This is a genomic window from Erwinia sp. V90_4, assembly GCF_029967685.1.
GTDB classification, from domain to species: Bacteria; Pseudomonadota; Gammaproteobacteria; order Enterobacterales; family Enterobacteriaceae; genus Erwinia; species Erwinia aphidicola.
In genome coordinates this window covers 114337-138373 of the sequence record NZ_JASCAQ010000001.1, presented here as the reverse complement: position 1 = coordinate 138373, position 24037 = coordinate 114337, and the positions used below count along the sequence as shown (strand labels likewise).

Below are 24037 nucleotides of genomic sequence, written 5' to 3'. Positions count from 1 at the left end.
AAAAAAGGCCAGCACTAGCTGCTGGCCTGTTGTCACACTCTCGGCTACATCAGTTGGCCGCAGGGGCCGCCGCCGGGGCGGGTTTAGTCTCTGCCGCGCCAGGGGAGGTTTTCTCTGCCGTGGCTTTGTCACTGGCGGCTTTATCCGCCGTTGCCTTGTCGGCAGCAGCTTTGTCGGCAGTGGCTTTGCCGGCGTCTGCGGCAGCTTTGTCGGCTGCGGCCTTCTCTTTCGCGGCCTTTTCCGCAGCGGCTTTGTCTGCCGCTGCTTTTTCAGCTGATGCTTTCGCCTGCGCTGCCTTTTCCGCTGCGGCCTTATCCGCGGCCGCTTTATCGGCCAGGGCTTTGTTTACTACGGCTTTCTCGTCGGCCGGTTTGGCATCGGCAGCAGGCGCAGCAGCAGCCGGGGTAGCAACCTGCAGCGGCGTGCCCTGCAGTGCCGTGTTCAGCACTTCGGTAAACTTATCCCACGAGCAGAAGCCGTTGGCATCGGTCGGGCAACCGGCCATCTGCAGCGTGACGCGCTTCGGTGGATTGTCCAGCGACAGCGGCTCTGCATCACGCAGCTGGCCGGATGTCTGGTAGACGTACTCCACTTTGACTAGCTCCTTGTCATTTTTCTTGTCGTGCCAGCGCTGGAACTGCACCATGCCACCGATTGGCGTCTGCTCATTCTGGCCCGGCAGGTCATACGGTTTGAAATCCAAAGCGGTCAGCAGTGAAGCAATGTTGGAGTCGTGCCCCACCATCAGCGTCACTTTAGGCGCGCTGGCTTTATCCTGGTCGACCAGCATGCTGCGAATGTAGTCCACCAGCGGCGCGGCGACTTCGTGCGCGACGGCCGGGGAGGTGAACAGCGCATCCTGATAACCATTTTTAATCGCGGCCAGCTCCTGCCACTGCTCAGGCGTTTTGATCTGCCCCCAGGCCACCTGCTCCATTGGGAAACCTTCGTAATACTGCAGCGTGAAGGCATCCACCAGCGAGTTACCCACCTTCAGCGGGCCGGAAACATTTGGCTCTTTGCCATTATCAGCGCTGAACTGGTTCTGATTGGTGCTGGAAAGGTCGCACTGCTTCTTACCGTTGCAAGCCGCGGAGTTTTTATAATCGATGATTTTTTCCAGACGCTGGAAGGCCGGCTTCAGGGCCAGCTTTTCGCCTTCGGCATTGATTGCCGCCAGCGCCTGCTTGTTGAACTCTTCACTGTCGTTGGTGATCACCGGATTAAATACCGGGTCCATGCTGCCCATCTCATCCTGATGCGAAACCGGAATATCACAGCCCGGGAAAGCGCCGGTAATAAAGAACTGCGCGGTGGCAACGGTGCGCTGCAGGCTGTTGGCATAGGCGTAAATGTCGTCAGAAGATGGGCATTCGCCCTCTTTCACCAGCCCCTGCTGCGCCAGCCATTCGCGGGTATAACGCCCCATGTAAACTTCGAGCACCCCACCCTTGGTGGTCAGCTGGCCGCCCGGAACTTCCCATTTCGGCCAGGCTTTTTTAGTGGCCTGCGCCAGTACGCTGCCGTTATCTGCCAGCGGGGCGCGCAGGTTATGGCGGCTCATCATTAGCACCTGTTCCAGCTGATAATCGCCGTCGGCAGCCCAGGCAGAAGCACCGGAGAGTGCGGAGTAAACCGCTAACGCGCAGAGACTGAACTTGTTGATCATCTATTTATTCCATTGATTCAAAGGGTGAACTTACCGGCCGGCAAAAACCTGCAGCGCAGAAAGAAGAGCAGCGCGCTGCGCTGACTCACCACCACCGCTCTCAAGATAAGGCCAGAGACTGGGTTTAGTCATTGATATTGAGAATATAGCAGACTCTGACCCCGGCGGTTTAGTGGCTTCAGGGGATTGAAAAGAAACAGGATGTTTTTAGGAATGCTCTAATCATCACCACCTCGCATGAAAATAGCAGGATGTCGGGCAAAACAGAAGACGTTAAGCACGGTGATAAGCGCTTTTATTCAGCTTCAGTTGTACTCAATCAGGAATAATACCTGGGCCTGAAAAGTCCCCGTATCGATGGTGGCCGCGCGCCCTTTCACTGCCGCAGAAAAAACCAGCTTATTATCGCCATCATTAATGCGCTGCCAGGCAACCGGCTGGTTATTTAATACCGATTGCCCATTACGGTCGCGCAGGACCAGTCCGATCGATTCGTTGCCGCTGCCGACTGCAAACAGGCCGTCTGAATAGGCGGTCCCCTGAAAAGTGACGCGCACCTGATTTTTCAGCATGCTGGAACAGCGTTGCAAAATGAGCACGAACTCTTCGGATTGAGATTCGCGCCCGTTACGCAACGCGGCGCTGCTTAGCTGGCCGAAGTCCACTTCCAGGCTGGCCGACTCCGGTGCAAGCGAACAGGGCGCATCGATCACCACCCCGCGCATATTAATTTTACCGAACCCATTACTGTTATCCGCCGCCACGGCGCCGCTCGCCGCCAGCATGATAGCCCACAGCCACTGCCTGTATCCGCTCATGATTTGCATCCTTATGAATAAAGTAACCAGTGATACAGCTCCAGATTCTTCTGCATCCCCAGCTTGTGCATTACCGACCGTTTATAGGTGCTGACCGTTTTCGGATGCAGCGCCATACACCTCGCTATCTGGTGCGGTGTCGCATTAACGCGCAGCAGTTCGATCAGCGTTTTTTCCCGCGGCGTCAGCTTCTCTTCACTGTGCGCACGCGGGTCGACTATCATGATAAGCCGGGTATCGGGCGGCATAACCCGGCGCAAAAGCGCTGCCAGCTGGGCCTCCGACTGGCGACGATGCAACAGCCACTGCGGGCAGGCCTGCAGCAGCGGCGGTAACGACTGCCAGCGCTGTTGCGCGGTATCGGTGATGGTGATCAGCTGGCCGTGCGGCGACATGCTTGCGGCGAAATGCTGCGCGGCACAGAGCGAAACCGCGTCACACCCGGCGATCAGCAGATCGACGTTGCCCTGAAGTTGTGCGCTGTGCCTGACCACCGTGTGCGGCAGCTGATTCTTCAGCACCTGCACTACGCCCTCCTGAAAATAGCGGTCACTGTCCAACATCATGACGGTAATATAAGCACGGTCGGTCATAGTGCATCCTTGTTCCAGCGTTCCGGCCCCTACTGCAGGCTCATCACTAATATCGCGGTGGCGTTAAACTCGCCGGTCGCCACCTGAGCATTGCCCGACCTCACCAGAGCAAAGGTGAAATCGTCGCTGCCGATACCGTTTACGATACGGCTGTTGATGCTGTCGAAAGGCTTGATCAGCTGGCCGTCGTGGTACAGCTCTACCCCCAAATCGGGGTTGGTGGTTTTGATTGCCTGCGAGGAGAAGCTGCTGGCATCCGCCGACAGCGTCAGCTTCACCGCCCAGTCACTGGTGTCTTTACACCGATAGGGAATATTCACCTGCTGCCTGAACGGACTGAGACTGGCGCTTTGCGTCAGCTGATTGCGGGCGACAAAGCCAAAATCGATATTAATGTCCTGGCTGTTGTTGATCTCGCAGGTGCCGGCGGTGTAATAGGCATCGTTGGCGGCAAGAATGCGCCAGTTGGCGGTAAACACCCCGCCCGCTGGCGTACTCCATTTGTACATCTGCATGCTGGCGACCACCGTCCCGGCCTTGATAAACACGCCGCGCCCCGGGCTGTTCTTTAACTGGTAAAAGGCTTTTACCTGCAGATCGTGCCAGTTGCCGTCGCGCAGCTCGAATATGGTAATCGCCGAGTTGATCGGATTAAGATAGCGGGTGCCGTTAACCTCCAGTCCGCTGCTGAATGACTGATCCAGCGAAGTTTGATAGGTCCCCGAGTTAAGGCGCATATAGTCGACATAGACTCTGGGGTTAGTATTGCGGCAGGTGAAAGTGTCCGAGAGGTCAAACACCACCACGTCGCCAATAATAATCTCTGGTGACAGATTGACGGTGACGTCAATGTTGCGCTGCCCCACCGCATCAAACGGTTTGCCATCGCGCTTGTCGATACACTCAAATGCCAGCGCGTGCAGCGGCAGCAGCAGCACCAGCAGCAGAACCAGTGCCCGCCTCATGATTTAGCCACCGCCCTGCAGCTGCCCGCCTGACAACGGAAGTGCAGCGCGACGCGTCCGCCAAAATCATTAACGTACTGCAGCACCGGGGCATCTCCCAGCGCTGCCGCGCTGCCGCCCAGCATCACATTCTGCCGCGGGCCGACCATCAGCGGCGCAAACCCGCGGACCGACTCTTCCCCCTCATGGCGGCTGGCTCCGACGAAGGTGATGTAGTATCCCGTCGGGTTTTCAATACGGTAATCATCGCCAACGCGCGTCAGTCTGACCTGCAGCTGTACCGGATTGGCATAGGCACCTGGTGACAGCTGCAGCGATGCCGGGCGGTAAAACAGCTTTATTTTGGTTTGCAGCGCCACTTGCAAAGTATTCGGCTTATCGGCGCGCGGTGGGATCTCGCGCAGATTGAAATAAAAAAGTGTCTCTTTATCCTGCGCCAGTAAATTAGCGCTGGGAAGCGACTGGATTTTAACCTGGCTTTTTTCGCCCGGCTCAATGCGCTGAACCGGTGGTAAGACAGTTAAGGGCGTGGTTATTTTCTCTCCATGCTCGTTTTCCAGCCACCCCTGCGCCAGATAGGGTAAACGCTGACTCTCATTGGTGACAGTCAGGCTGACGGAGGGATTATCGGCATCCATAATAATGCGCGTGCGGTCCAGTGCGATAGCGCCCCATGAGAATGAGGAGATAAACAGAGTGGTGGCCGCGATGGTTTTTAGCGCAGCCGGCTTGATTAATGATTTCATTTACTGTTCCTTTATTTTGCAGCCTGCGAAAGTTCGGTGTTTTTAGCTACGGCTTTGAAGCAAGGCAGCAGCAGGTTCGCCAGCGATGCTGAATCCAGCTGCGGTAGCGTCAGCGTGCACTGCGTTTTTCCATCCCAGTGCACTGACATCTGTTGCCCGGACTGCAGCCCGCTGAGGTACACACTGCCACCATCAGCGACCAGCCCCACTTCCTGCTGGCGCGCGTTAAATACCTGCGCACCAAAAGGCGGGAAGCTCCCATCAGCCAGGCGGATAACCGCCATAGCCTTCTGCCCTGCCAGCACGGAAAAGTGCCGGTAGCCGATGGCCCCCTCGGTCAGGGTTACCCGCACCATTGAGGAGGTGACTTCGGCATTTTCAGGTAATCGGTTAATATCAATGCCTACCTGGTTGCGGTAATAGCTGCTGACGTCGGAAATAACCATTTTGCCAAAGCGATTACTGCGGGCCGTGCCTGAAGTTGATTTCACCGGAATATCCGCCACGCCGTCGGTATCCAGTAATAAGCGCGTGCCGCCAGGACTATTCTGACGGTGTAGCGCCATGCCCTCAGTTGTGGCACTTATGCCCCCTTTCATCGTGGCGCCAAACGCCTGATAATTATCCGGCTGAATATTGGCACTGGCGGTCATCTGGCCGGCATTACCTTCATGAATGTAATATCCCGCCATCGCAGCACTGTTATTACTGCTGCCGGCGCTCAGGCTATAGCTGTCGCTATTATTCAGCCGCTGATAATAATTGACCTGCTGAGTGTTGTTATCACGCCCGGTTGAACCGCTGTAGCTGATGGTCTTATTGTCGCCAAAAGGTAGCGAGAGCGATAAATAGAGCCCTTTGTCACTGCTCTGATTATCCCGGTTGCGCCAGGCGGAGAGCGAAAGGCTGAGATTGCGCCACTCCATCAGATCAAAATAGCGTGACATGGCCAGGCTAAAACGTTCCGTATCGGGCTTGTCCCACCAGGTTTGCCGGTTATAGCTCAGCTGCACGCTGGCGGCCAGCGGGCGAATATCCTGTGCCAGCGTTACCATATACATCTCGCGGCTGTTGCTGGTGCGGTCCCGCTGCGATTGCGCATCCAGGAACTCGTCCATGGTCATGAACTGGCTTTCAGAGAAGCGATAACCGGCAAAGGTCACCTGGCTGCCGTAATCATCAAAACGCTTTGAGTAGCTCAGGCGATAGGAATTTCCCGCGCGCGACTCCCCCGTCGCCAGCTGCGCCATTGAGTGTGTGACGTCAAACGACATCGCGCCAAATGCCAGCAGATCGCGACCGATACCGCCGGCCAGCGCCTGGTATTTATCGCTGCCAATTGCGCCGCCGTACAGCGACCAGCCGTTGTTGACTCCCCACGAGAACTCCGCGCTGGCAAATTCCGGTCCGTTGGCCGCGTGCTGCCAGTTTACCGGTCGGCCCAGCGCCATTTTGTAGCGTACCTGTCCCGGGCGCGTCAGATAAGGCACCGTCGCGGTATTGAGCGTGAAGGTCTGCACCGTGCCGTCTTCTTCCTCCACCCGCACATCCAGTTCGCCAATCACTGAATCATCAATATCCTGAATGCGAAATGGCCCGGCAGCGACCTGGGACTGATAGAGCACGCGGCCCTGATGCATCACCACCACGCGGGCATTGGTACGGGCGACGCCCGTCACTTCCGGTGCATAACCGCGCAGGTTGGGCGGCAGCATATTGCTGTCGGTTACCACGCTGGCGCCAGCAAAGCGAAAGCTGTCAAAAATATCGGAGACCAGATAATCCTCGCCCAGCGTCAGCTTGGCCCCCAGCTGCGGCAGCGCGCGGTAGGCGTAATAGCGCGTCCAGTCAAAGCTGCTGCGCGTTTCACCACGCTGGCTGTCGCGCCGCCCCTGCCAGTCAGCACGCAAACGCCAGGGGCCGGCATTGGCACCCGCGACACCGGAGCCGCTCAGGCTGCGCTGGTCGCCGGAGTGGGCGTTAAAGCGCGCCTGGGTATTGAGGTTGTAGTCAAACAGCAGCCCGGGAATGCCGTTATCCCAGCGCGAGGGCGGGTCCCAGTTGGCGGACTGATACTGCAAAAACTCCTGCGGCATACTGATCGACAGCGTCGAGTTAGCCAGCTCGCCGCGCACCAGCGTTCCTGCCAGGCTGCTGGTTGCCAGACATTCGCCGCCGTGCCACCATTTAAGGGCATCGGTCGCCGCCGATTTCAGACCCAGTTCATCCACCAGCTGCGGGGTCAGGCAGGGAAGGCTCTCATCGGGATGCTCTTTTGGGGTGTAAAAATCCACGCTGCGGTCGCCCAGTGCGTCACCGTTCAGCCGGACATTAAGGGTATAGCGGCCAGGCATAATGTAGCCTTTGCGCGCAAAATTAGTGACGTCAATATTATTACGATCGTCGACGTCTAAAAGATCGGTGTTAAACTGAATATCTTCAGCATGAACCCTATTCAAAGTTGAACTTAGCGCCAGAAAAATGGAAATAACCAGGAATGCTGGCGATTTGATTGTAAAGGTCATTTTTCCCATGGTCCCACAAATCGTCACTGGTTGATGCTCAACGGGCGATAAATAGCGCCTGCTATTGCAGGCGCTCTGTTATTTATCTGGCGGAGGTGAATTACTGATAGGCCAGTGTAAAGTTAGTCACTGCCGTAAATGCACCGGTGCCAATCTCAACTGGCGCATCTTTGGTGCCATCACCCTTCAGGGCGGCGGTAAACTGCAGCGTGTTCGCGTTACCGTTTAACGTCTGTGCGGTGGTTGGCGTGCCCAGCTCGATTTTCTTACCGCTGCCGTCGCGCAGTAAAATACTGGCGCCTTTCGCTTCCCCGGTGATACCGAGACGGCCATCAACGCCCGCCATACCGGTGAAGGTCGCGGTTACCGTGTGCTTGGTTGCATCGTCACAGTTCTGCAGATCGATGGTGAAGTCGACGGCTTTCTGCTCGCCACCGTTCGCCAGGTCCGAATTAGAGACCTGACCCAATGGAATTTTTTGATCGTCCACACCTGGTGCGATTGAGCAGGGAGCATTGACGATTGAACCGTAAAAGGTGACTTTACCGTTGCCCTGATCGGCTGCATGAGCGACGCCAGTAGTGGCCATAGCGAACAGTGCAACAGCGGTGATTTTTTTGATTTCCATTTAATTGTCCTTGACTGATATTTAACTGAAAGAATGAGCCTCGTCATGAAAGTGCCGTCGGTTATTAATTACAATAATCGACCACCTCATCCCCGGTATTCCTTTAAAAGCGAGGCAATACTAATCAGTCCACTACCCAAGTCACTGTCCATTTTTGTTGTTAATTTAAATCAGATCAAAAACAATATGTTACGAAGGCCTAAGATTACCCAGCCAGAAATATTGGCAATTAAGAAAGATCTTACGCAACTTAAGTGCATGTAATACAAATGTTTTACGGCTACTATTAACACTTAGTCATGTTAAAATAAGTAAAAAAACCCCGCTTCGGTTGACAGAGTCGAAATAGCAAAATAAGATAATTCTTACACCACGGAAGATAATATAACTAAGGAAGTGATATATGCCTTTTATAAGCAAAAAGAAGCCAGAATTAGAAAAAAAGCTAAAATGCAAAGCTGAAGAGTACAAAGCACGAGAGGAACTCAATGACGCGATCCAGTGTCATTATGAGCTTTTACTTAAGCTGTACTTAACTAATCCGCTTTACTTCAAAACGCTATTTAAAGCGAATCGATTTATTGTCGGATCGGCAATACTCGGCATCTACTACATTCGTAAAAGCAGTACCTTTAAAGATGTAAAACGCTTTTGTATCAGTAACGATCTTTTCAGCAGTAACTCTCTGGATTCATTCCTGCTTTTTCTGCGGGTTGGAGGAAGACTGGAGGTTTATCGCGACAGTGAAGATAAGCGCAAACTGAATTATAAGCCAACGCCGAAGGCGCTGGCAGAAACGCAGCGTATGATCAACACCATGATTATCCCCTGCGCGATGCTGACCGACTCTTTTGACCTTGAATTTTATCAGCAGCACAAAAATTTCGTGCCTGAATTTTTCCGTACTTATGCGGAGATCACGCTTAACCGTCTGTTTATCCACGATATGGTGCCCGGCAGCGCTGAGTTTCTCAGCCGCGACGGCGGGCATATGATGATGTTTAATCTTTATCTGGAAACCATTAAGCAGCAGAGCCTGACCATCAAATTCAATATTTTGAAATCGGCATTCTGCTGCGGCGTTTCCCGCTCGCATATCCGGCGCTGCCTGCAGGCCGCTGAAGAGATTGGCTTGCTGAAGATCGAAGAAGGTGCCAATGACCTGACGTTGTCACCAACGTTTATCGAGATGGTTAAAGATTACTTCTGCATCTATCTGGCCACCGTGGAGCACGGACTGGCTGGAATGCGCTAAACAAAAAACCCCGGACTGTTAAGCCCGGGGTTCTGAATTTGATGGTGGAAGCGTAGAGATTCGAACTCTAGAACGGTTTCCCGTCGCCGGTTTTCAAGACCGGTGCCTTCAGCCACTCGGCCACGCTTCCACACGTACCAGCTGTTGAGACGTGTCTCGCTAACTGATGGGGCGCAGTATAGGGGGTGTTTGCGCATTTGCCAAGACTATTTTTATCTACTTTGTTGATTTTGTGAGCATTTGTGTTCGTTTGCCGGAAAAACCAGCAACGCGTAGCAAAATGGATAAGAAAGCAGCAGAGAGAGGCGTGGGTCGGTCTGTTTATTGCGCGCATAGCAAAACGGGCTAGCTTTCGCTAACCCGTTTGAATTTGGTGGTGGAAGCGTAGAGATTCGAACTCTAGAACGGTTTCCCGTCGCCGGTTTTCAAGACCGGTGCCTTCAGCCACTCGGCCACGCTTCCACAATGGGGCGCACTATAAACATCCCCGTAGAGCTTGTAAAGTGGCTTTTGTTTCAATCGCGTGAAAAAACGTCAATCGACAGCTGTTTGTTGAGATTATCACCAGCCTGCTCACGGAATCAGCGTTTTAGCGCGTAAAGAAGGGTAAAACGCCTTTCCCCGCTGCGCTGTGCTCCTTATTCTCGCTGCTATATTACCATCGCCATTTTTTAGTGACCCAGAAGAGGTGTTTTATGGATCGCATCGTTTCAAGCACACGTGAAAGCTCGCTGCTCAGCACGCACAAAGTTCTGCGCAACACCTATTTCCTGCTCGGCCTGACGCTGGCATTTTCCGCGCTCACCGCCACGCTGAGCACCGTATATGCCCTACCGGCACCGGGACTGATCCTGATGCTGGTCGGTTTTTACGGCCTGATGTTCCTGACCTACCGTCTGGCTAACAGCCCGGCCGGCATCCTGGCGGCGTTTGCCTTCACTGGCTTCCTCGGTTATAGCCTTGGCCCGATTCTAAACAGCTTCCTGTCTGCCGGCATGGGCGATGTGATCGGCCTGGCACTGGGCGGCACCGCGCTGGTGTTCTTCTGCTGTTCTGCCTATGTGCTGACCACGCGCAAGGATATGTCATTCCTTTCCGGCATGATGATGGCCGGCTTTGTGGTGCTGCTGGTGGCTGTTGTCGCCAACCTGTTCCTCAACATCCCTGCTCTGCACCTGGCGATCAGCGTGCTGTTTGTTCTGTTCTCTGCCGGTGCGATCCTGTGGGAGACCAGCAACATCATTCACGGCGGCGAAACCAACTATATTCGCGCCACCGTGAGCCTGTATGTGTCGCTGTATAACATCTTCGTCAGCCTGCTGAGCCTGCTCGGCATGTCGCGTAATAACTAAGCCGCGACCGGTTGGCATCAAGCCCCGCAGCGCGGGGCTTTTTTTTTGCCGCTAAAAGTTTGCTAAACTGGGCGCCGGTTAAATAGCGTGGGGCAAGAGAGTGCAGTTTGAAGGTAAAGAGATTGAGCGCGATGCGCAGGGCTATCTGAAATCAGTTGCGGACTGGAATGAGACGCTGGCGCTGGCGCTGGCGGCAGAAGAGTCCATCGAACTGAGCGAGGCCCACTGGGAAGTGGTGCGCTTCGTGCGGGCATTTTATCTGGAGTTTAATACCTCCCCGGCGGTGCGCATGCTGGTAAAAGCGATGGCGCAGAAGTACGGCGAGGAGAAAGGCAACAGCCGTTATCTCTTCCGCCTGTTCCCGAAAGGTCCGGCAAAGCAGGCCACCAAAATTGCCGGTTTACCCAAACCGGCTAAGTGTCTGTAAAGCTAAGCGGTGCTGAAACCCTGCGGAAAATGCGTGGGGTGGTGAGGTTCAGTCAGCACCTTATCCACCCTGGCGCTGCGTGGTCCTCCGGCTTTCAACCAGGCCAACAGGGCTTCCACTCCAGACTGTTCACCGCACGCCAGCACCTCTACACTGCCGTCATTCAGGTTTTTAGCATAGCCGCTCAGCCCGTGCTGCTTCGCTTCGCGCTGGGTGCTGTAGCGAAATCCTACCCCCTGCACCCTGCCATGAACCCATACGCGCACACAGATCGTTGCCATTTCTCCTCCTCTGCCTATCACCGATTGCTTTTTGACGGTCGGCACCGGACAATATCGCCTGATTCTCTGAAAGTAAGCATAGCAAAACATGACCGTACGATTAATTCTTGCCAAGGGACGTGAAAAGTCCTTACTTCGCCGCCATCCATGGGTTTTCTCTGGCGCGGTTGCCCGGATGGAGGGCAAAGCCTCCTCCGGTGAAACGATTGATGTCTGCGACAGCAGCGGTAAATGGCTGGCGCGCGCCGCCTGGTCGCCTGAATCACAGATCCGCGCCCGCGTCTGGAGCTGGCAGCAGGATGAATCGATTGATATCGACTTCTTCGTGCGCCGCCTGAAAGCCGCTCAGCAGCTGCGCGACTGGCTGGCACAGCGTGATAATCTCGACAGCTACCGTATTATCGCCGGTGAGTCTGATGGACTGCCAGGGGTGACCATCGACCGCTTCGGCAACTTCCTCGTGCTGCAGCTACTGTCCGCCGGTGCAGAGTATCAGCGTGCCGCGCTGATCGCTGCGCTGCAGACCTGCTACCCGGGCTGCGCCATTTATGACCGCTCCGACGTCAGCGTGCGCAAGAAAGAGGGTCTGGAGCTGACCCAGGGCTTAGTGCTGGGGGAGATGCCACCGGAACTGCTGCCGATTACTGAACACGGCATGAAGCTGCTGGTCGATATCCAGACCGGGCACAAAACCGGTTACTACCTTGACCAGCGCGACAGCCGCCTGGCCACGCGCCGCTATGCCGAAGGCCGCCGCGTGCTGAACTGCTTCTCATATACCGGGGGCTTTGCCGTGTCCGCACTGATGGGTAACTGCGCTGAAGCGATCAGCGTAGATACGTCGCAGGCGGCGCTGGACGTGGCGCGTCAGAACGTTGAGCTGAACGGCCTGGACCTCTCTAAGGCCCAGTTCCTGCGCGATGACGTGTTCAAGCTGCTGCGTCGCTACCGTGATGAAGGCGAGAAGTTTGATCTGATCATCATGGACCCGCCAAAATTCGTTGAGAATAAAAATCAGCTGATGGGCGCGTGCCGTGGCTACAAAGATATCAATATGCTGGCCATGCAGCTGCTTAACCCTAACGGGATGCTGATGACCTTCTCCTGCTCCGGCCTGATGTCCACCGATCTGTTCCAGAAGCTTATCGCGGATGCTGCCGTGGATGCGGGGCGTGACGTGCAGTTTATTGAGCAATTCCGCCAGGCCGCCGATCACCCGGTGATTACCAGCTATCCTGAAGGAATGTATTTGAAAGGTTTTGCCTGCCGCGTATTGTGACTTGAAAACGTTGCTCGTGCCCCCATTTCAGGTAAGAGCAATATTTCTCAGGAGGTAATAATGATTGCCAGCAAATTTGGTATCGGACAACAGGTACGCCATCAGCTGCTCGGTTTTCTCGGTGTAGTGGTGGATGTCGACCCGGAATATTCACTGGAAGAACCCGCCATTGATGACGTCGTGGATAGCGATGCTATGCGTTCAGCCCCCTGGTATCACGTGGTGATGGAAGATGATGATGGCCAGACGGTGCAAACCTATCTGGCTGAAGCGCAGCTGTCGTGGGAACTGCCCGGCGAACACCCGGATAACTCCTCGCTGGACGAGCTTGCGGCATCCATCCGCCAGCAGTTGACCGCTCCCCGCCTGAGAAACTGATAAAACCCCGCTGCCGCGGGGTTTTTTATGCCTGCTTTGTCAGGCCGAGGCGCGGGATCTCTATTTTCGGGCAGCGATCCATTACCACCTGCAAACCCGCCTCTTTCGCCAGCACGGCCGCCTGCTCGTTGATAACGCCAATCTGCAACCACAGTGACTTCGCACCGATGGCTATCGCCTCCTGCGCCACGCCCCATGCTGCCTGTGCATTGCGAAACACATCGACCATATCCACCGGATGCGGAATATCTGCCAGCGTGGCATACACCTTCTGCCCCTGCAGCGTCTGCCCTGCCAGCTTCGGGCTGACCGGCGTAACCTGATAACCTTGCGCCAGTAAATAGCCCATCACGCCATAGCTGGGGCGCGAGGGATCGTCACTGGCCCCGACCAGCGCAATAGTTTTGGTGGTTTTCAGCACTTGTGCAATCGTCTCATCACTCATTGTTGCCTCCCTTAACCTGGTTAACCTGCCTGCCGCTAATTGTGGCCTGGTCAGCGCATGGAAAATAGCGTCTGCTGCGTTTCATGAGTTATAGCACGAATAAGTATGTTAAAATGTTACTATACTGTCATACTGAAAGACTTTGATACATTCATCGATCAGCCATCACTCACCATGCCGGAGAAACAATGAAGCTACGCGGGGTCATCATCGGACTGATAACAGTGCTGTTCGCTGCCCATGTGCAGGCGACCACGCTGAAGTTATCGCCGGATATTGATCTGCTGGTACTGGATGGACATAAGATTTCCGGCTCGCTGCTGAAGGGCGCGGATGGCCTGGAACTGGAGCGCGGGGAACATCAGTTGCTGTTCCGCATTGAGCGCACGCTGGAAAATCAAACGCCTATGGCAACCCACTGGGTTTCTGCTCCTCAGATCGTCACTTTCACCACTCAGGCGCAGTCGGTCACTATCACCCTTCCCGCCCTGCAGACGCTGCGCGACGGCAGGCACTTTGATAAAAGCCCGCGCTTTGTCCTGCTCGATGAGCATGGCGCCGAGGTCGCGAGCAAGCGCGATCGCCTGCAGAGTGAGGCGCAGGGTGATTTAGAACAGGCGATGGTGCTGTATAACCTCGATGACAAAATTGCCTCGGTTCCGCGCTTTGCCCAGCCGCTGCGCCGGACTGCCATGGCAACCGGGCAAATGCCGGATATCGCCTTCAGCCATCATCCGGCCGAGCGCATGCTACGCCTGTGGTATCAGCAGGTTGACTCCGCCACCCGCCAGCGCTTTGTGCTGCTGATGAAAGCCCTGCATACCAGTTGATCGCAGATTAATCTCAGCGCTACACTCAGCCCTCTGTTGACCCGATTTTGCCCGTCCCACCCGACCAGGATACCTGAATGGATCAGACAACCCGTACTCTCCAGCCGCAAAAACATATTGCGCTGGTGGCTCATGACCACTGTAAAAATGCCCTGATGCAGTGGGTGGATACCCACAAAGAGCAGCTGCAGCACCACACGCTGTATGCCACCGGAACGACCGGCAATCTGGTGCAGCGCGCGACCGGCCTGCCGGTCACGGCGATGCTGAGCGGCCCGATGGGCGGCGACCAGCAGGTCGGGGCGCTGATTTCTGAAGGGAAGATTGATGTATTGATCTTCTTCTGGGACCCGCTCAATGCGGTGCCGCACGATCCTGATGTGAAAGCGCTGCTGCGCCTGGCAACCGTGTGGAATATCCCGGTCGCCACTAACCGTGCTACTGCTGATTTTATTATCCACTCGCCGCTTTTCGCCCAGCCGGTGGAGATCCTGATCCCGGATTACGAACGTTACCTGCAGCAGCGCCTGAAATAGCTCCGGCGCGGCTATTTGGTCAGGGCTTGCGCAGTAACGGCACGCCCTGACGGCTCAGCTCAGCCACAAACACCGACGGATTTTCCCGATCGTACAGCAGCCAGACCTGCTGTTTTGCCCGCGTCATCGCCACATAGGCCAGCCTGCGCTCCTCCGCATCGGGAAAGTCTTCCTCAGCGGGCAGCAGCGCGTCTTCCATGACTGATTCTCTGGCCGCGGCCGGGAAGCCCTCTTTACCTTCTTCCAGCCCCAGCAGAATGACATAATCTGCCTGCTGACCTTTGCTGGCGTGAATAGTCATAAAATCGATGTTGAGTTTCGGCCAGCGGGTGCGCGCTTTTTCCAGCTCTTCCGGGCGCAAATAGTGATAACGCGCCAGCACCAGAATGCGCTCATCCGCTTTGGCATAGCCGCTCATTTTGTTCAGCAGCGCTTCCAGCTGCGTTTGCGGCAGCAGCGAGACGGCTTTTTTATTGCCTTTGCTCAGGCTGTTGAGCGGTTTCTTCAGCTGATGCGGGTTGCTCTGGATAAAGCCATTGGCGATTTCACCGATGCGCTCATTAAAGCGGTAGGTGGTATCCAGCACGCAGCGGTCGCCTTCGCCGAAGTGGTGGTGGAAGGCGGTGGTCAGGGTCATCTCCGCCCCGCTGAAACGATAAATTGCCTGCCAGTCATCCCCGACGGCAAATAGCGTGGTCTGCTTATTCTGCCGACGCAGGGCTGCCAGCAGTGCCGCCCGCTGGGGGGAGATATCCTGGAATTCGTCGACCAGAATATGCTTCCACGGGCTGATAAAACGCCCTTTATCGAGAATATTGACCGCCTGATGGATCAGCCCGGCGAAATCGACCGCCCCTTCCTCTTTTAACGCGCTTTTCCACGCCTTCATCAGCGGCGCCATTAATTTCACCCGCTTGCTGAACAGTTCCCGCACCTCTTCCGGGGCACTGTCGATCATCGCCGCCTGCGCCCCGCCGTGCATGCGCATCAGCCCCAGCCAGCGTTCAAGGCGGCTTGCCAGCCGTTTCGCCAGGCGGTCATCCTGCCAGAAACTGCCCTCTTCCAGCTCCCACTCCAGCTCTTCGGTCAGCCACTGCCGCCAGCCGTTGGCATGGGCTTTTTTTTCGCTGCACTGCTGACGCCAGACGTCAATTAACAGCGACTGCCGCGTGGCATTATCGGTTTCCAGTTTGCTGATGGTCGGCGCTTTGTTGCTGCCCTGCTGGATAATATTCAGCGCCAGCGAGTGGAAGGTGCGCGCCTGAATCTCTTCGCTGTGCAGACGTGCGCGAATGCGGTCGTTCATCTCCTCGGCGGCCTTGCGGCCAAACGCCAGCAGCAGGATTTGACCCGCGCTGGCCTGCTTACGCATCATCAGCCAGCCGGCCCGAGCCACCAGCACGGAGGTTTTACCGCTGCCGGCCCCCGCCAGTACCAGCACTGCATCTTCGCCATTGACCACGGAGCGGGCCTGCGAAGGGTTGAGCGGAGAGGTTTCCACCTGGTTGAAAAAATCAGCATGCTGCACCAGCATACGCTCGGTCCACTGATTATTACGCTGCACGCGCTGCCCATCGTTATCGCTCAGCCACTGGCGACAGTAGCGATACGCTTCCCGGCAGTTATCAAACTCGTCAAGCCGCTCAACGGGCAGAGGCACCGCCGCAAAAGCTTTGTGAATCGCCTGCTGCCACGCGGCGATATCGCTGCGCTTCAGCCATTTATCCTGCTGTTCTGCCTGACGGATCTGCTGTTCCTGCGCGCTAAGCACCTCGGCGCAGACCTCGCTCATCTCGCTGCTCCACTGCTGCCAGGCCTGATTGAGATAGTGATAAAAGCGCTGGGTTTCACTCCATTCCGTGCCGTGCAGGCGCACCACTTTGTTATCCGGCAGCGCGAATTCCAGCTCGCCCCATACCAGGCCGCGTTTGCATTTGATCGACAGTAGCTGGTTAAACGGGATCAGGTATTCATGCTTTTCACCGCTGACCTCAACGCCTGCGCTCAGCAGCCGCACGCGATTATAAGGATGTTGTGCCAGATGTTTGCCCAGCGATGTTGCTTTCAGTTCCATTCCGGTGACCCTGGCTGCGGTTATTTTCTACATCTGACAGTTTAACTGTCCGTGCTGTACCGCTCCAGCGCTAAAACGCGTTACAATCAAGGAATTGTCCGTTGATGATTGCTATCGCAAGAGGGAAACCCGTTTATGCGCACCGTATTAAATATCCTGAATTTTGTGCTGGGAGGTTTCTTTACTACCCTCGCCTGGCTGGTCGCGACGCTGGTCAGCATTATTTTCATCTTCACGCTGCCGTTGACCCGCTCATGTTGGGAGATCACCAAACTGTCGCTGGTGCCTTTTGGCAATGAGGCGATGCACGTTGATGAGTTAAACCCGGGCGGTAAGAATGCGCTACTGAATACCGGTGGAACGCTGCTGAACGTGGTCTGGTTGGTCTTTTTCGGCTGGTGGCTGTGTATCTCACATATCTGCATCGGTATCGCCCAGTGTATTACGCTGATCGGCATTCCGGTCGGTATTGCCAACTTCAAAATTGCCGCCATTTCCCTGTGGCCGGTCGGGCGCCGGGTGGTCTCAGTGGAAGTCGCTCAGGCCGCGCGTGAAGCCAATGCGCGCGCACGCTTTCAATAACCGTTTCGATGAAGAGATCCCTGTTCAGCAGCCTGCGGCGTCAGGCTTTTAACAGCAGCTGGCTCTACAATATCCGCATCACGCTGGCACTGGCGGGAACGGCGGCCGTTCCCTGGTGGCTGCATCAGATCGCCTGGACGATTCCGCTTACGCTGGGCGTGGTCGCCGCCGCACTCGCTGACCTCGACGATCGCCTGAGCGGTCGCCTGCGCAACCTGCTGATCACGCTGGTCTGTTTCTGTATCGCCTCGGTTTCCGTTGAGCTGCTGTTTCCTCATCCATGGCTGTTTATCGTCGGGCTGGCAGTATCTAGCTGGGGCTTTATCCTGCTGGGCGCGCTGGGGCCACGCTATGCCACCATCGCCTTCGGTGCACTGCTGATCGCCATCTATACCATGCTGGGGATCAACCTGTTTGCCCAGTGGTATCTGCAGCCTGCCCTGCTGCTGCTGGGGGCTGTTTGGTATAACCTGCTGACGCTGGCCGGGCATCTGCTGTTCCCCATCCGCCCGCTGCAGGAGAGTATATCGCGCTGCTATGCCCAGCTGGCGCGCTATCTTGAAGCCAAAGCGAACCTGTTCGACCCGGATATTGAAGACGACGATCGCCAGACGCTGGTCGGCGTTGCCATGGCCAACAGCCAGCTGGTGACGCTGCTGAATCAGGCAAAAGCCTCTATACAGTCACGTCTGCGCGGCGACCGTGGCCAGCGCGGCACCCGGCGCACCCTGCACTACTATTTTGTCGCTCAGGATATTCACGAGCGGGCCAGTTCGTCACACGTGCAGTATCACGCTCTGCGCAAAGCCTGGGGCTCCAGCGATATTCTGTTTCGCTTCCAGCGCCTGCTGACGCTGCAGGCGCAGGCCTGTCAGACACTTTCCAGTGCGATTCTGCTGCGGGAAAAGTATCTGCACGCTGCTCATTTCGAGCGAGTGTTTACCAATCTCAACAGCGCGCTGCAGCGCCTGGAGATACAGCAGCCCGCCAGCGCAGAGGTGAAAGCAATGCACTATCTGCTGAACAATCTGAAGGCAATTGATGCGCAGCTGGCGACCATTGAATCGGAACAGGCGCTGGCAGAGAGCGGGCCACAGCATGACCAGACGCTCTCCAGTGAGGGGCTGACCGGCTGGAGCGATATCCGCCTGCGGCTTAGCCGCCATATGAGCCCGGAGTCTCCGCTTTTTCGTCACGCGGTGCGCCTGTCCCTGCTGCTGTGTACCGGGTATGCCTTTATCCAGCTGACCGGATTACAACACGGCTACTGGATTTTGCTGACCAGCCTGTTTGTCTGCCAGCCCAATTACAACGCCACCCGCCGCCGCCTCGCACTGCGCATCATCGGCACCCTTGCGGGCATTGTTCTGGGGCTGCCGCTGCTGTGGCTGGTACCGTCAGTTGAGGGGCAGCTGATTCTGATGGTGGTCACCGGCGTGCTGTTCTTTGCCTTCCGCAACGTTCAGTACGCCCACGCCACGATGTTTATCACCCTGCTGGTTCTGCTCTGTTTCAATCTGCTGGGTGAAGGGTTTGAAGTGGCGATCCCGCGTATTGTCGATACCCTGATTGGCTGTGGCATTGCCTGGCTGGCCGTGGCATTTATCTGGCCTGACTGGCGCTTCCGGCGGCTTCCTGCCGTGGCAGAGCGCACCCTGAATGCCAACTGCCGATATCTGGATGCGATTCTCGTGCAGTACCATCAGGGCAAGGACAATCGGCTGGAGTATCGCGTTGCCCGTCGTGATGCCCACAATGGTGATGCGGAGCTGGCTTCGGTGGTGTCTAATCTTTCGGTAGAAAACAAAGCCGACCGCACGCTGCGTGAAGCGGCTTTTCGCCTGCTCTGCCTGAATCACTCTTTCCTCAGCTATATATCAGCGCTCGGTGCGCACCGTGAAAAGCTGGAGAGTGACGAGATGCTGCAGCTGATGGATGACGCCGTCTGTTACGTCGATGATGTGCTGCACATTGAGGTTGTGGAAGAGGATAAGGCTCAGCGGATGATGGATAGTCTGGCGCAGCGTATTCAGCATAGTGAAGCCGATACGACAACGAAAGAGCCACTGGTTCTTCAGCAGGTTGGCCTGCTGGTGGCTCTTTTACCAGAAATTGCCCGGCTGAAAAAACAGATCGCGCAGCGCGGCTAGCGTAACCCCTGGTTGCGTTCGCGCGCTCTTTTCGCTTCCCGCTGCGCATTGCGATGGAACCACATGCGCAGCTCTTCTTTCATCTCCTGCGGCAGAGCTTCGTAATGGCGACCAACAATCGCCCCCTGCAGCGCGTAGAGCACGGTTAAACCGAGGTTGCTGTTGCAGGTGCGTAGCAGCAGCCAGCTCCGCTTCGCGCCCTTCTGTTTTAGCGTCTCGATGTTGTTAATTCCCACCTGGTGTAGCAGCATCTCCATTCGAACCCCCAAATTGGGCAGGTCCTTAAGCCGCCGCTTTTTCTGTTTTTCTAACTGCTGCGTCCTGGCCCCCAGCAGGCAAAGGCGGGAAAGCGCCACCAGCTGATCGCTGTCTGACCATAAATCACTGTCAACGCGATAATAGTGAAGGGCCACCGGCACGCCGCGCTTTTTCAGGTTTAGCGGCTCCATTTTGCGTTCGACAATATAGGGCCGCACTTGCTCACAGGCGCGCAGATAAAGCTCGCCGTCAGCGACGACCGCAAAAACGGTTTTCTCCACCGTCAGGCAATATCCGCCAAACTGAGTGCGCGATTCAACTTCCCCCAGCAGCTGCAGACGCTGTTTTGCCTCTTCAATTTTACGTTTTGAGCTAGTCATGATCTCTCCCTGTACATTTAAGATTTTTCTAACTATCGTCCTTAAATCAACGCATTAGAAAGTATTCAATCTCAATTAGGTGTTCAATGAATAAATTCAGTTCCCACGTTTTACCTAAAGGATTTGCGAGACATAACGAAAAAATAAAAAAACCAGGAGAGGTCGATTTGCTGCGGGGAGGCAATCCCTGAGGTACCCCCACAAATGACTTCCATCGCTAAACGTCCGCAAACCGGTCTGAGCTCGGCCTGAGCACGCCGGAACGGCAAAAGACGCTCCCTGCGGGCCTCGGCACGCGGCCAGGGATGGCCGTGCTGGGCGACGCGCTTTCAGAATCGCCCCCGGCTTTAGGGATTAGCCGATGGTGAAAAAAACCGGATCAAGGCGTGGCAGCAGAAATTACCCTCTTAATTTTCGCATAACTATTTCCTGCTGTTTCCCGTTGTGGAGTATTGCAGTAGAAACACGCCTGCGCCGCCCTGCACCCGTGACAGCCGAATAGATTCCACACAGCTCAGGGATAAGATTTAATCTACTATGACAAATCATGACAAAAGAGCAGGCAAAGTAGCGCCAGAATAAGTTCCGAGAAATTTTGGAGAATAACAGATGAAAATAAGCGCGCCTTTAGTAGCCGGTTTTTTCCTGCTGGTTTCCGCTACTGCCATCGCACAGGGAGGGGATTTCAAAACGGCCAGTGCCGATGTTATGCATCACAAGCTGCTGAATACCCATGTTTCTATAGCAGACACGGCGGAGATGCCGGATGAACGCCGCGAGGAGCCTTTCCATAAAAATCACCATGTCAGTTATTGATCGCAGCACAATAACATTGAATTATTATCAATTAACTCAATCCCCCTAACGTTTGATATCCAGGAATAGAGTGTCAATAAAATTTATTTTTACCTAACCGGCCAAGCCAGGCGTTAACAGGCAGAATAATAATTGCGCTTTATTAAACCCCGCAGCTTGCAGATGAATTTAATAACATGTCAGCAGATAAATTAGCGCAGTAGTATTCTGCAGCCTGTGTATGTTCAGGCGCAGAGTGAGGCGGGCGGGGAAGATCTTCTCTCTGCGGGATTGGCGCGGGTAAACAGTTCGTGCGGGTTACGGCGTTTGCCCATGCGGGTGATGGCTGCTTCCATCATGACAAGCGCTGTTGCACAAGCAAGATTAAGGTTGATCTTTGCTCACTGTGGATATACTGTATATCCATACAGTCACCTGTGAGCGAAGACACCATGCGTACTCATTCCCTGAAATCTCAATCTGTTACTCGTGCCCTGCACGTTCCTTCATCCGCAGCTGCCTGCGGTAATGGTCTGATCAGCGAACTGACTTACAGTGAGAATCAACCTGGTATGACTCAGCGACTGCTGCTGCCGTTGTTGCAACAGTTAGGTACGCAGTCGCGCTGGCAGCTGTGGCTCACGCCGCAGCAAAAACTGAGCCGCGACTGGCTTCAGCGCTCCGGGTTACCGCTGGATAAAGTGATGCAGTCCCCTCACTCCACCACCATCACCACCGTTGAAGCGATGATCAAAGCGTTGAGCACGGGAAATTACAGCGTGGTTTTGGGATGGCTGGAAGAGGAAGTATCAGAAACGGATCGTCTACGTTTGCAGCAGGCAGCGGATTCTGGACAAGCTCTCGGACTGATTATGCGCCCGGAAGAGACCTCTTATCTTCCATCCAGACCGTTAAATGGAATAAAAATTCACTCTAGTTTGTATCATTAAGTAAAATTGAGATTTTTCTCAGGTTTTTTCTTTCCCTGCCCCGCTTTAACCCGCTGATTATGTTATGACGCGGCTAGACAATGGTTTAGCTGCGTTCACAGACCCTTTTTTCAGCAAAGAATTCACCCTCAAATGTTAAAAAATGTGTATGAAACCCTGTTTTTTTGCTGAGCACCGTCACATCATACTTGTAAGTTTGCTGGTACGTTGTAGACTTTAGCTCGCCAGGGTGCTCAATAACCTCCTTTTTTTGGAAGAGTCATAATCGAGCTACACAACCCGGCGAAGGATTAAACCAAAGAGCTAACTTAAAGCTCATTGCCTATTTGGATGATAACGAGGCGCAAAAATGAAAAAGACAGCTATCGCAATTGCAGTGGCACTGGCTGGCTTCGCTACCGTAGCGCAGGCCGCCCCTAAAGATGACACCTGGTACACCGGTGCTAAACTGGGCTGGTCTCAGTACCATGACAAAGGTTACTACGGTAACGGTTACCAAGATAACGACGGCCCATCTCATGAAAGCCAGCTTGGTGCTGGTGCATTCATGGGTTATCAGGCGAACCCATACCTGGGCTTCGAGCTGGGTTATGACTGGTTAGGCCGTATGCCTAACAAAGGCGACCGGGTTAACGGCGCATTCAAAGCACAGGGCGTTCAGCTGGCAGCTAAATTAAGCTACCCAGTAATGGACGATCTGGACGTGTACACCCGTCTGGGTGGCATGGTATGGCGTGCTGACTCCACTCAGCAGGTTGTTGGCGGCGATCGCATCAGCGACCACGACACCGGTGTTTCTCCACTGGCCGCGGTTGGTGTTGAATACGCAGTGACCAAAAACTGGGCAACCCGTCTGGACTACCAGTGGGTTAACAACATCGGTGACGCAGGTACCGTTGGTGCGCGTCCTGATAACTCCATGCTGAGCGTTGGCGTTTCTTACCGCTTCGGTCAGGATGAAGCAGCTGCTCCAGTTGTTGCTCCAGCACCAGCTCCAGCTCCAGTTGTTGAAACCAAGCGTTTCACTCTGAAGTCTGACGTGCTGTTCAACTTCAACAAAAACACCCTGAAGCCAGAAGGCCAGCAGGCTCTGGATCAGCTGTACACCCAGCTGAGCAATCTGGATCCTAAAGATGGTTCTGTTGTTGTTCTGGGCTACACTGACCGTATCGGTTCAGAGCAGTACAACCAGAAGCTGTCTGAGAAGCGTGCACAGTCTGTTGTTGACTACCTCGTTTCTAAAGGCATCCCTGCTAACAAGATCTCTGCACGTGGCGAGGGTAAATCTAACCCAGTCACCGGCAGCACCTGTGACAGCGTGAAAGGCCGTAATGCCCTGATCGACTGCCTGGCGCCAGACCGTCGCGTAGAAATCGAAGTTAAAGGCATCAAAGACGTTGTGACTCAGCCACAGGCTTAAGTCCATCAGTCATAAAAAAACCCCGCCTCGGCGGGGTTTTTTATTGCCGGTCTCTTTTCCGGCAGAGCTAACAAAATCGCGCTTATTCCGGCTTGCCCAGAATGGCTTTCAGATCCTGCTTGAGCGACGACATCTGGCTGGCGTACTGCTCTTTTCTTTCCGCATCTTCAATCAGCTGCACAATCGTTTCCGATAGTGTGCTATTACGGCGCTGTGCCAGACCCGCCAGGCGCTGCCACACCAGATACTCCAGATCGATAGATTTTTTACGCGTGTGTTGATGCTCGGCGTTGAAATGACGTTTGCGTCGGGCGCGAATCGTCTGTTTCATGCGGTTTTCGAGCGTCGGATTAATATGCAGGCTAATCCACTGCAATACTTCAACCGGCCGGTTTTCCATGACCAGCAGTTCATCCACGGCTGCCTGCGCGGCGCTTAATTCGATATAGCGCGTGATCGATTCACCTTCGCGGTGTTTTTTGACCAGATACTTCCACTTCCAACCGCTTTCCAGATTTTCCAGTTGTTGATATTTCATCGGAATCTCATGCTGACCACATAACGGGTTAAGAATAACAGCTTTTTTTGATCAGGCTGTAAAGAAAACAGGACCAGCGGGGGGAATGTGAGATCGCCCTGGTTTCAGGCGCATGTCTACGGTGCTTAACAGGCTGAAATCTTGTATAATGCCGCTTTTATTC

The 24037-nt window shown here is 54.9% G+C and carries 24 protein-coding genes and 2 tRNA genes; 12 read left to right on the top strand and 14 right to left on the bottom strand.

Annotated features, from left to right (window positions below):
- Positions 1 to 49: 49 nt before the first annotated feature.
- From agp to QLG07_RS00575, 7 genes are all read right to left on the bottom strand, one after another.
- Positions 50 to 1669, bottom strand: a complete 1620-nt coding sequence (gene agp / locus QLG07_RS00605; protein ID WP_282468218.1) for a bifunctional glucose-1-phosphatase/inositol phosphatase — start codon at positions 1667 to 1669, stop codon at positions 50 to 52.
- Positions 1670 to 1974: 305 nt separating this feature from the next.
- Complete coding sequence (locus QLG07_RS00600) at positions 1975 to 2487, bottom strand: fimbrial protein (RefSeq protein ID WP_187498405.1); 513 nt, start codon at positions 2485 to 2487, stop codon at positions 1975 to 1977.
- Positions 2488 to 2498: 11 nt separating this feature from the next.
- Positions 2499 to 3080 (bottom strand): LuxR C-terminal-related transcriptional regulator, encoded by a 582-nt coding sequence (locus tag QLG07_RS00595; RefSeq protein ID WP_048916473.1) that lies wholly within the window; start codon positions 3078 to 3080, stop codon positions 2499 to 2501.
- A 29-nt stretch (positions 3081 to 3109) separates the two neighbouring features.
- Positions 3110 to 4045, bottom strand: a complete 936-nt coding sequence (locus QLG07_RS00590; RefSeq protein WP_282468217.1) for a fimbrial protein — start codon at positions 4043 to 4045, stop codon at positions 3110 to 3112.
- The gene (locus QLG07_RS00585; protein ID WP_048916475.1) at positions 4042 to 4791 is read right to left on the bottom strand and encodes a fimbria/pilus periplasmic chaperone; all 750 of its coding nucleotides are present in this window, start codon (positions 4789 to 4791) and stop codon (positions 4042 to 4044) included. Before QLG07_RS00585 ends, QLG07_RS00590 begins: the two co-directional genes overlap by 4 nt.
- Before the next feature lie 11 nt (positions 4792 to 4802).
- Positions 4803 to 7316, bottom strand: a complete 2514-nt coding sequence (locus tag QLG07_RS00580; RefSeq protein WP_282468216.1) for an outer membrane usher protein — start codon at positions 7314 to 7316, stop codon at positions 4803 to 4805.
- A gap of 100 nt (positions 7317 to 7416) precedes the next feature.
- Complete coding sequence (locus QLG07_RS00575; RefSeq protein WP_282468215.1) at positions 7417 to 7944, bottom strand: fimbrial protein; 528 nt, start codon at positions 7942 to 7944, stop codon at positions 7417 to 7419.
- Positions 7945 to 8347: 403 nt separating this feature from the next.
- On the opposite strand from QLG07_RS00575, the gene QLG07_RS00570 reads away from it, so the two are divergent.
- On the top strand, positions 8348 to 9199 hold the full coding sequence (locus QLG07_RS00570; RefSeq protein ID WP_282468214.1) for a hypothetical protein: 852 nt from the start codon (positions 8348 to 8350) through the stop codon (positions 9197 to 9199).
- A 42-nt stretch (positions 9200 to 9241) separates the two neighbouring features.
- Here the strand turns inward: QLG07_RS00570 and QLG07_RS00565 are convergent.
- Positions 9242 to 9329 (bottom strand) — tRNA-Ser (locus tag QLG07_RS00565).
- 244 nt (positions 9330 to 9573) lie between these two features.
- A tRNA-Ser gene (locus QLG07_RS00560) sits at positions 9574 to 9661 on the bottom strand.
- Between the two features lie 233 nt (positions 9662 to 9894).
- On the opposite strand from QLG07_RS00560, the gene yccA reads away from it, so the two are divergent.
- Both yccA and tusE read left to right on the top strand, forming a co-directional pair.
- Positions 9895 to 10551 carry an FtsH protease modulator YccA gene (gene yccA, locus QLG07_RS00555; protein ID WP_048916479.1) on the top strand — a complete coding sequence of 219 codons (657 nt, stop codon included), beginning with the start codon at positions 9895 to 9897 and terminating at the stop codon, positions 10549 to 10551.
- Positions 10552 to 10651: 100 nt separating this feature from the next.
- Positions 10652 to 10978: a sulfurtransferase TusE gene (gene tusE / locus QLG07_RS00550; RefSeq protein ID WP_048916480.1), complete on the top strand. Its 327-nt coding sequence runs from the start codon at positions 10652 to 10654 to the stop codon at positions 10976 to 10978.
- A 2-nt stretch (positions 10979 to 10980) separates the two neighbouring features.
- Here tusE and yccX read toward each other — a convergent pair whose 3' ends face one another.
- Positions 10981 to 11259, bottom strand: a complete 279-nt coding sequence (yccX, locus tag QLG07_RS00545; protein ID WP_282468213.1) for an acylphosphatase — start codon at positions 11257 to 11259, stop codon at positions 10981 to 10983.
- Between the two features lie 88 nt (positions 11260 to 11347).
- Here yccX and rlmI point away from each other — a divergent pair, with 88 nt between their 5' ends.
- Positions 11348 to 12538, top strand: coding sequence for a 23S rRNA (cytosine(1962)-C(5))-methyltransferase RlmI (gene rlmI / locus QLG07_RS00540; protein WP_133624003.1), 1191 nt, complete (start codon positions 11348 to 11350; stop codon positions 12536 to 12538).
- Between the two features lie 60 nt (positions 12539 to 12598).
- A complete protein-coding gene (hspQ, locus tag QLG07_RS00535; protein ID WP_048916483.1) occupies positions 12599 to 12916 on the top strand; it encodes a heat shock protein HspQ in 318 nt (105 codons plus the stop codon).
- Positions 12917 to 12941: 25 nt separating this feature from the next.
- On the opposite strand, the gene QLG07_RS00530 is transcribed toward hspQ, so the two are convergent.
- Positions 12942 to 13361 carry a CoA-binding protein gene (locus tag QLG07_RS00530; protein ID WP_048916484.1) on the bottom strand — a complete coding sequence of 140 codons (420 nt, stop codon included), beginning with the start codon at positions 13359 to 13361 and terminating at the stop codon, positions 12942 to 12944.
- A 188-nt stretch (positions 13362 to 13549) separates the two neighbouring features.
- On the opposite strand from QLG07_RS00530, the gene QLG07_RS00525 reads away from it, so the two are divergent.
- The gene (locus QLG07_RS00525) at positions 13550 to 14191 is read left to right on the top strand and encodes a DUF2057 family protein (protein ID WP_282468212.1); all 642 of its coding nucleotides are present in this window, start codon (positions 13550 to 13552) and stop codon (positions 14189 to 14191) included.
- Positions 14192 to 14268: 77 nt separating this feature from the next.
- Positions 14269 to 14727 carry a methylglyoxal synthase gene (locus QLG07_RS00520; protein ID WP_048916486.1) on the top strand — a complete coding sequence of 153 codons (459 nt, stop codon included), beginning with the start codon at positions 14269 to 14271 and terminating at the stop codon, positions 14725 to 14727.
- 19 nt (positions 14728 to 14746) lie between these two features.
- On the opposite strand, the gene helD is transcribed toward QLG07_RS00520, so the two are convergent.
- The gene (gene helD / locus QLG07_RS00515) at positions 14747 to 16801 is read right to left on the bottom strand and encodes a DNA helicase IV (RefSeq protein WP_282468211.1); all 2055 of its coding nucleotides are present in this window, start codon (positions 16799 to 16801) and stop codon (positions 14747 to 14749) included.
- A gap of 135 nt (positions 16802 to 16936) precedes the next feature.
- Here helD and QLG07_RS00510 point away from each other — a divergent pair, with 135 nt between their 5' ends.
- Together QLG07_RS00510 and yccS are read left to right on the top strand one after the other, a co-directional pair.
- On the top strand, positions 16937 to 17383 hold the full coding sequence (locus tag QLG07_RS00510; protein ID WP_282468210.1) for a YccF domain-containing protein: 447 nt from the start codon (positions 16937 to 16939) through the stop codon (positions 17381 to 17383).
- Positions 17384 to 17391: 8 nt separating this feature from the next.
- Positions 17392 to 19533 (top strand): YccS family putative transporter, encoded by a 2142-nt coding sequence (gene yccS, locus QLG07_RS00505; protein ID WP_187498132.1) that lies wholly within the window; start codon positions 17392 to 17394, stop codon positions 19531 to 19533.
- Here yccS and QLG07_RS00500 read toward each other — a convergent pair.
- Complete coding sequence (locus QLG07_RS00500) at positions 19530 to 20171, bottom strand: TfoX/Sxy family DNA transformation protein (RefSeq protein ID WP_048916490.1); 642 nt, start codon at positions 20169 to 20171, stop codon at positions 19530 to 19532. The two genes, yccS and QLG07_RS00500, sit on opposite strands and share 4 nt — an antisense overlap.
- Positions 20172 to 20780: 609 nt before the next feature.
- Between QLG07_RS00500 and QLG07_RS00495 the strand changes: the two genes are divergently transcribed.
- The 3 genes from QLG07_RS00495 (at position 20781) to ompA (ending at position 23336) form a co-directional block, all read left to right on the top strand.
- Positions 20781 to 20987 carry a hypothetical protein gene (locus QLG07_RS00495; protein WP_224750355.1) on the top strand — a complete coding sequence of 69 codons (207 nt, stop codon included), beginning with the start codon at positions 20781 to 20783 and terminating at the stop codon, positions 20985 to 20987.
- Positions 20988 to 21418: 431 nt separating this feature from the next.
- A complete protein-coding gene (sulA, locus tag QLG07_RS00490) occupies positions 21419 to 21916 on the top strand; it encodes an SOS-induced cell division inhibitor SulA (RefSeq protein ID WP_133624010.1) in 498 nt (165 codons plus the stop codon).
- 349 nt (positions 21917 to 22265) lie between these two features.
- Positions 22266 to 23336, top strand: coding sequence for a porin OmpA (ompA, locus tag QLG07_RS00485; RefSeq protein ID WP_282468209.1), 1071 nt, complete (start codon positions 22266 to 22268; stop codon positions 23334 to 23336).
- A gap of 82 nt (positions 23337 to 23418) precedes the next feature.
- On the opposite strand, the gene matP is transcribed toward ompA, so the two are convergent.
- Positions 23419 to 23874, bottom strand: a complete 456-nt coding sequence (matP, locus tag QLG07_RS00480) for a macrodomain Ter protein MatP (protein ID WP_048916496.1) — start codon at positions 23872 to 23874, stop codon at positions 23419 to 23421.
- Between the last annotated feature and the right edge of the window lie 163 nt (positions 23875 to 24037).

Excerpts from the sequence above, each read along its gene's own strand:
- agp (WP_282468218.1), bottom strand. The coding sequence starts at position 1,669 with ATGATCAACAAGTTCAGTCTCTGCGCGTTAGCGGTTTACTCCGCACTC.
- QLG07_RS00600 (WP_187498405.1), bottom strand. The coding sequence starts at position 2,487 with ATGAGCGGATACAGGCAGTGGCTGTGGGCTATCATGCTGGCGGCGAGC.
- QLG07_RS00595 (WP_048916473.1), bottom strand. The coding sequence starts at position 3,080 with ATGACCGACCGTGCTTATATTACCGTCATGATGTTGGACAGTGACCGC.
- QLG07_RS00590 (WP_282468217.1), bottom strand. The coding sequence starts at position 4,045 with ATGAGGCGGGCACTGGTTCTGCTGCTGGTGCTGCTGCTGCCGCTGCAC.
- QLG07_RS00585 (WP_048916475.1), bottom strand. The coding sequence starts at position 4,791 with ATGAAATCATTAATCAAGCCGGCTGCGCTAAAAACCATCGCGGCCACC.
- QLG07_RS00580 (WP_282468216.1), bottom strand. The coding sequence starts at position 7,316 with ATGACCTTTACAATCAAATCGCCAGCATTCCTGGTTATTTCCATTTTT.
- QLG07_RS00575 (WP_282468215.1), bottom strand. The coding sequence starts at position 7,944 with ATGGAAATCAAAAAAATCACCGCTGTTGCACTGTTCGCTATGGCCACT.
- QLG07_RS00570 (WP_282468214.1), top strand. The coding sequence starts at position 8,348 with ATGCCTTTTATAAGCAAAAAGAAGCCAGAATTAGAAAAAAAGCTAAAA.
- yccA (WP_048916479.1), top strand. The coding sequence starts at position 9,895 with ATGGATCGCATCGTTTCAAGCACACGTGAAAGCTCGCTGCTCAGCACG.
- yccX (WP_282468213.1), bottom strand. The coding sequence starts at position 11,259 with ATGGCAACGATCTGTGTGCGCGTATGGGTTCATGGCAGGGTGCAGGGG.
- rlmI (WP_133624003.1), top strand. The coding sequence starts at position 11,348 with ATGACCGTACGATTAATTCTTGCCAAGGGACGTGAAAAGTCCTTACTT.
- hspQ (WP_048916483.1), top strand. The coding sequence starts at position 12,599 with ATGATTGCCAGCAAATTTGGTATCGGACAACAGGTACGCCATCAGCTG.
- QLG07_RS00530 (WP_048916484.1), bottom strand. The coding sequence starts at position 13,361 with ATGAGTGATGAGACGATTGCACAAGTGCTGAAAACCACCAAAACTATT.
- QLG07_RS00525 (WP_282468212.1), top strand. The coding sequence starts at position 13,550 with ATGAAGCTACGCGGGGTCATCATCGGACTGATAACAGTGCTGTTCGCT.
- QLG07_RS00520 (WP_048916486.1), top strand. The coding sequence starts at position 14,269 with ATGGATCAGACAACCCGTACTCTCCAGCCGCAAAAACATATTGCGCTG.
- helD (WP_282468211.1), bottom strand. The coding sequence starts at position 16,801 with ATGGAACTGAAAGCAACATCGCTGGGCAAACATCTGGCACAACATCCT.
- QLG07_RS00510 (WP_282468210.1), top strand. The coding sequence starts at position 16,937 with ATGCGCACCGTATTAAATATCCTGAATTTTGTGCTGGGAGGTTTCTTT.
- yccS (WP_187498132.1), top strand. The coding sequence starts at position 17,392 with ATGAAGAGATCCCTGTTCAGCAGCCTGCGGCGTCAGGCTTTTAACAGC.
- QLG07_RS00500 (WP_048916490.1), bottom strand. The coding sequence starts at position 20,171 with ATGACTAGCTCAAAACGTAAAATTGAAGAGGCAAAACAGCGTCTGCAG.
- QLG07_RS00495 (WP_224750355.1), top strand. The coding sequence starts at position 20,781 with ATGAAAATAAGCGCGCCTTTAGTAGCCGGTTTTTTCCTGCTGGTTTCC.
- sulA (WP_133624010.1), top strand. The coding sequence starts at position 21,419 with ATGCGTACTCATTCCCTGAAATCTCAATCTGTTACTCGTGCCCTGCAC.
- ompA (WP_282468209.1), top strand. The coding sequence starts at position 22,266 with ATGAAAAAGACAGCTATCGCAATTGCAGTGGCACTGGCTGGCTTCGCT.
- matP (WP_048916496.1), bottom strand. The coding sequence starts at position 23,874 with ATGAAATATCAACAACTGGAAAATCTGGAAAGCGGTTGGAAGTGGAAG.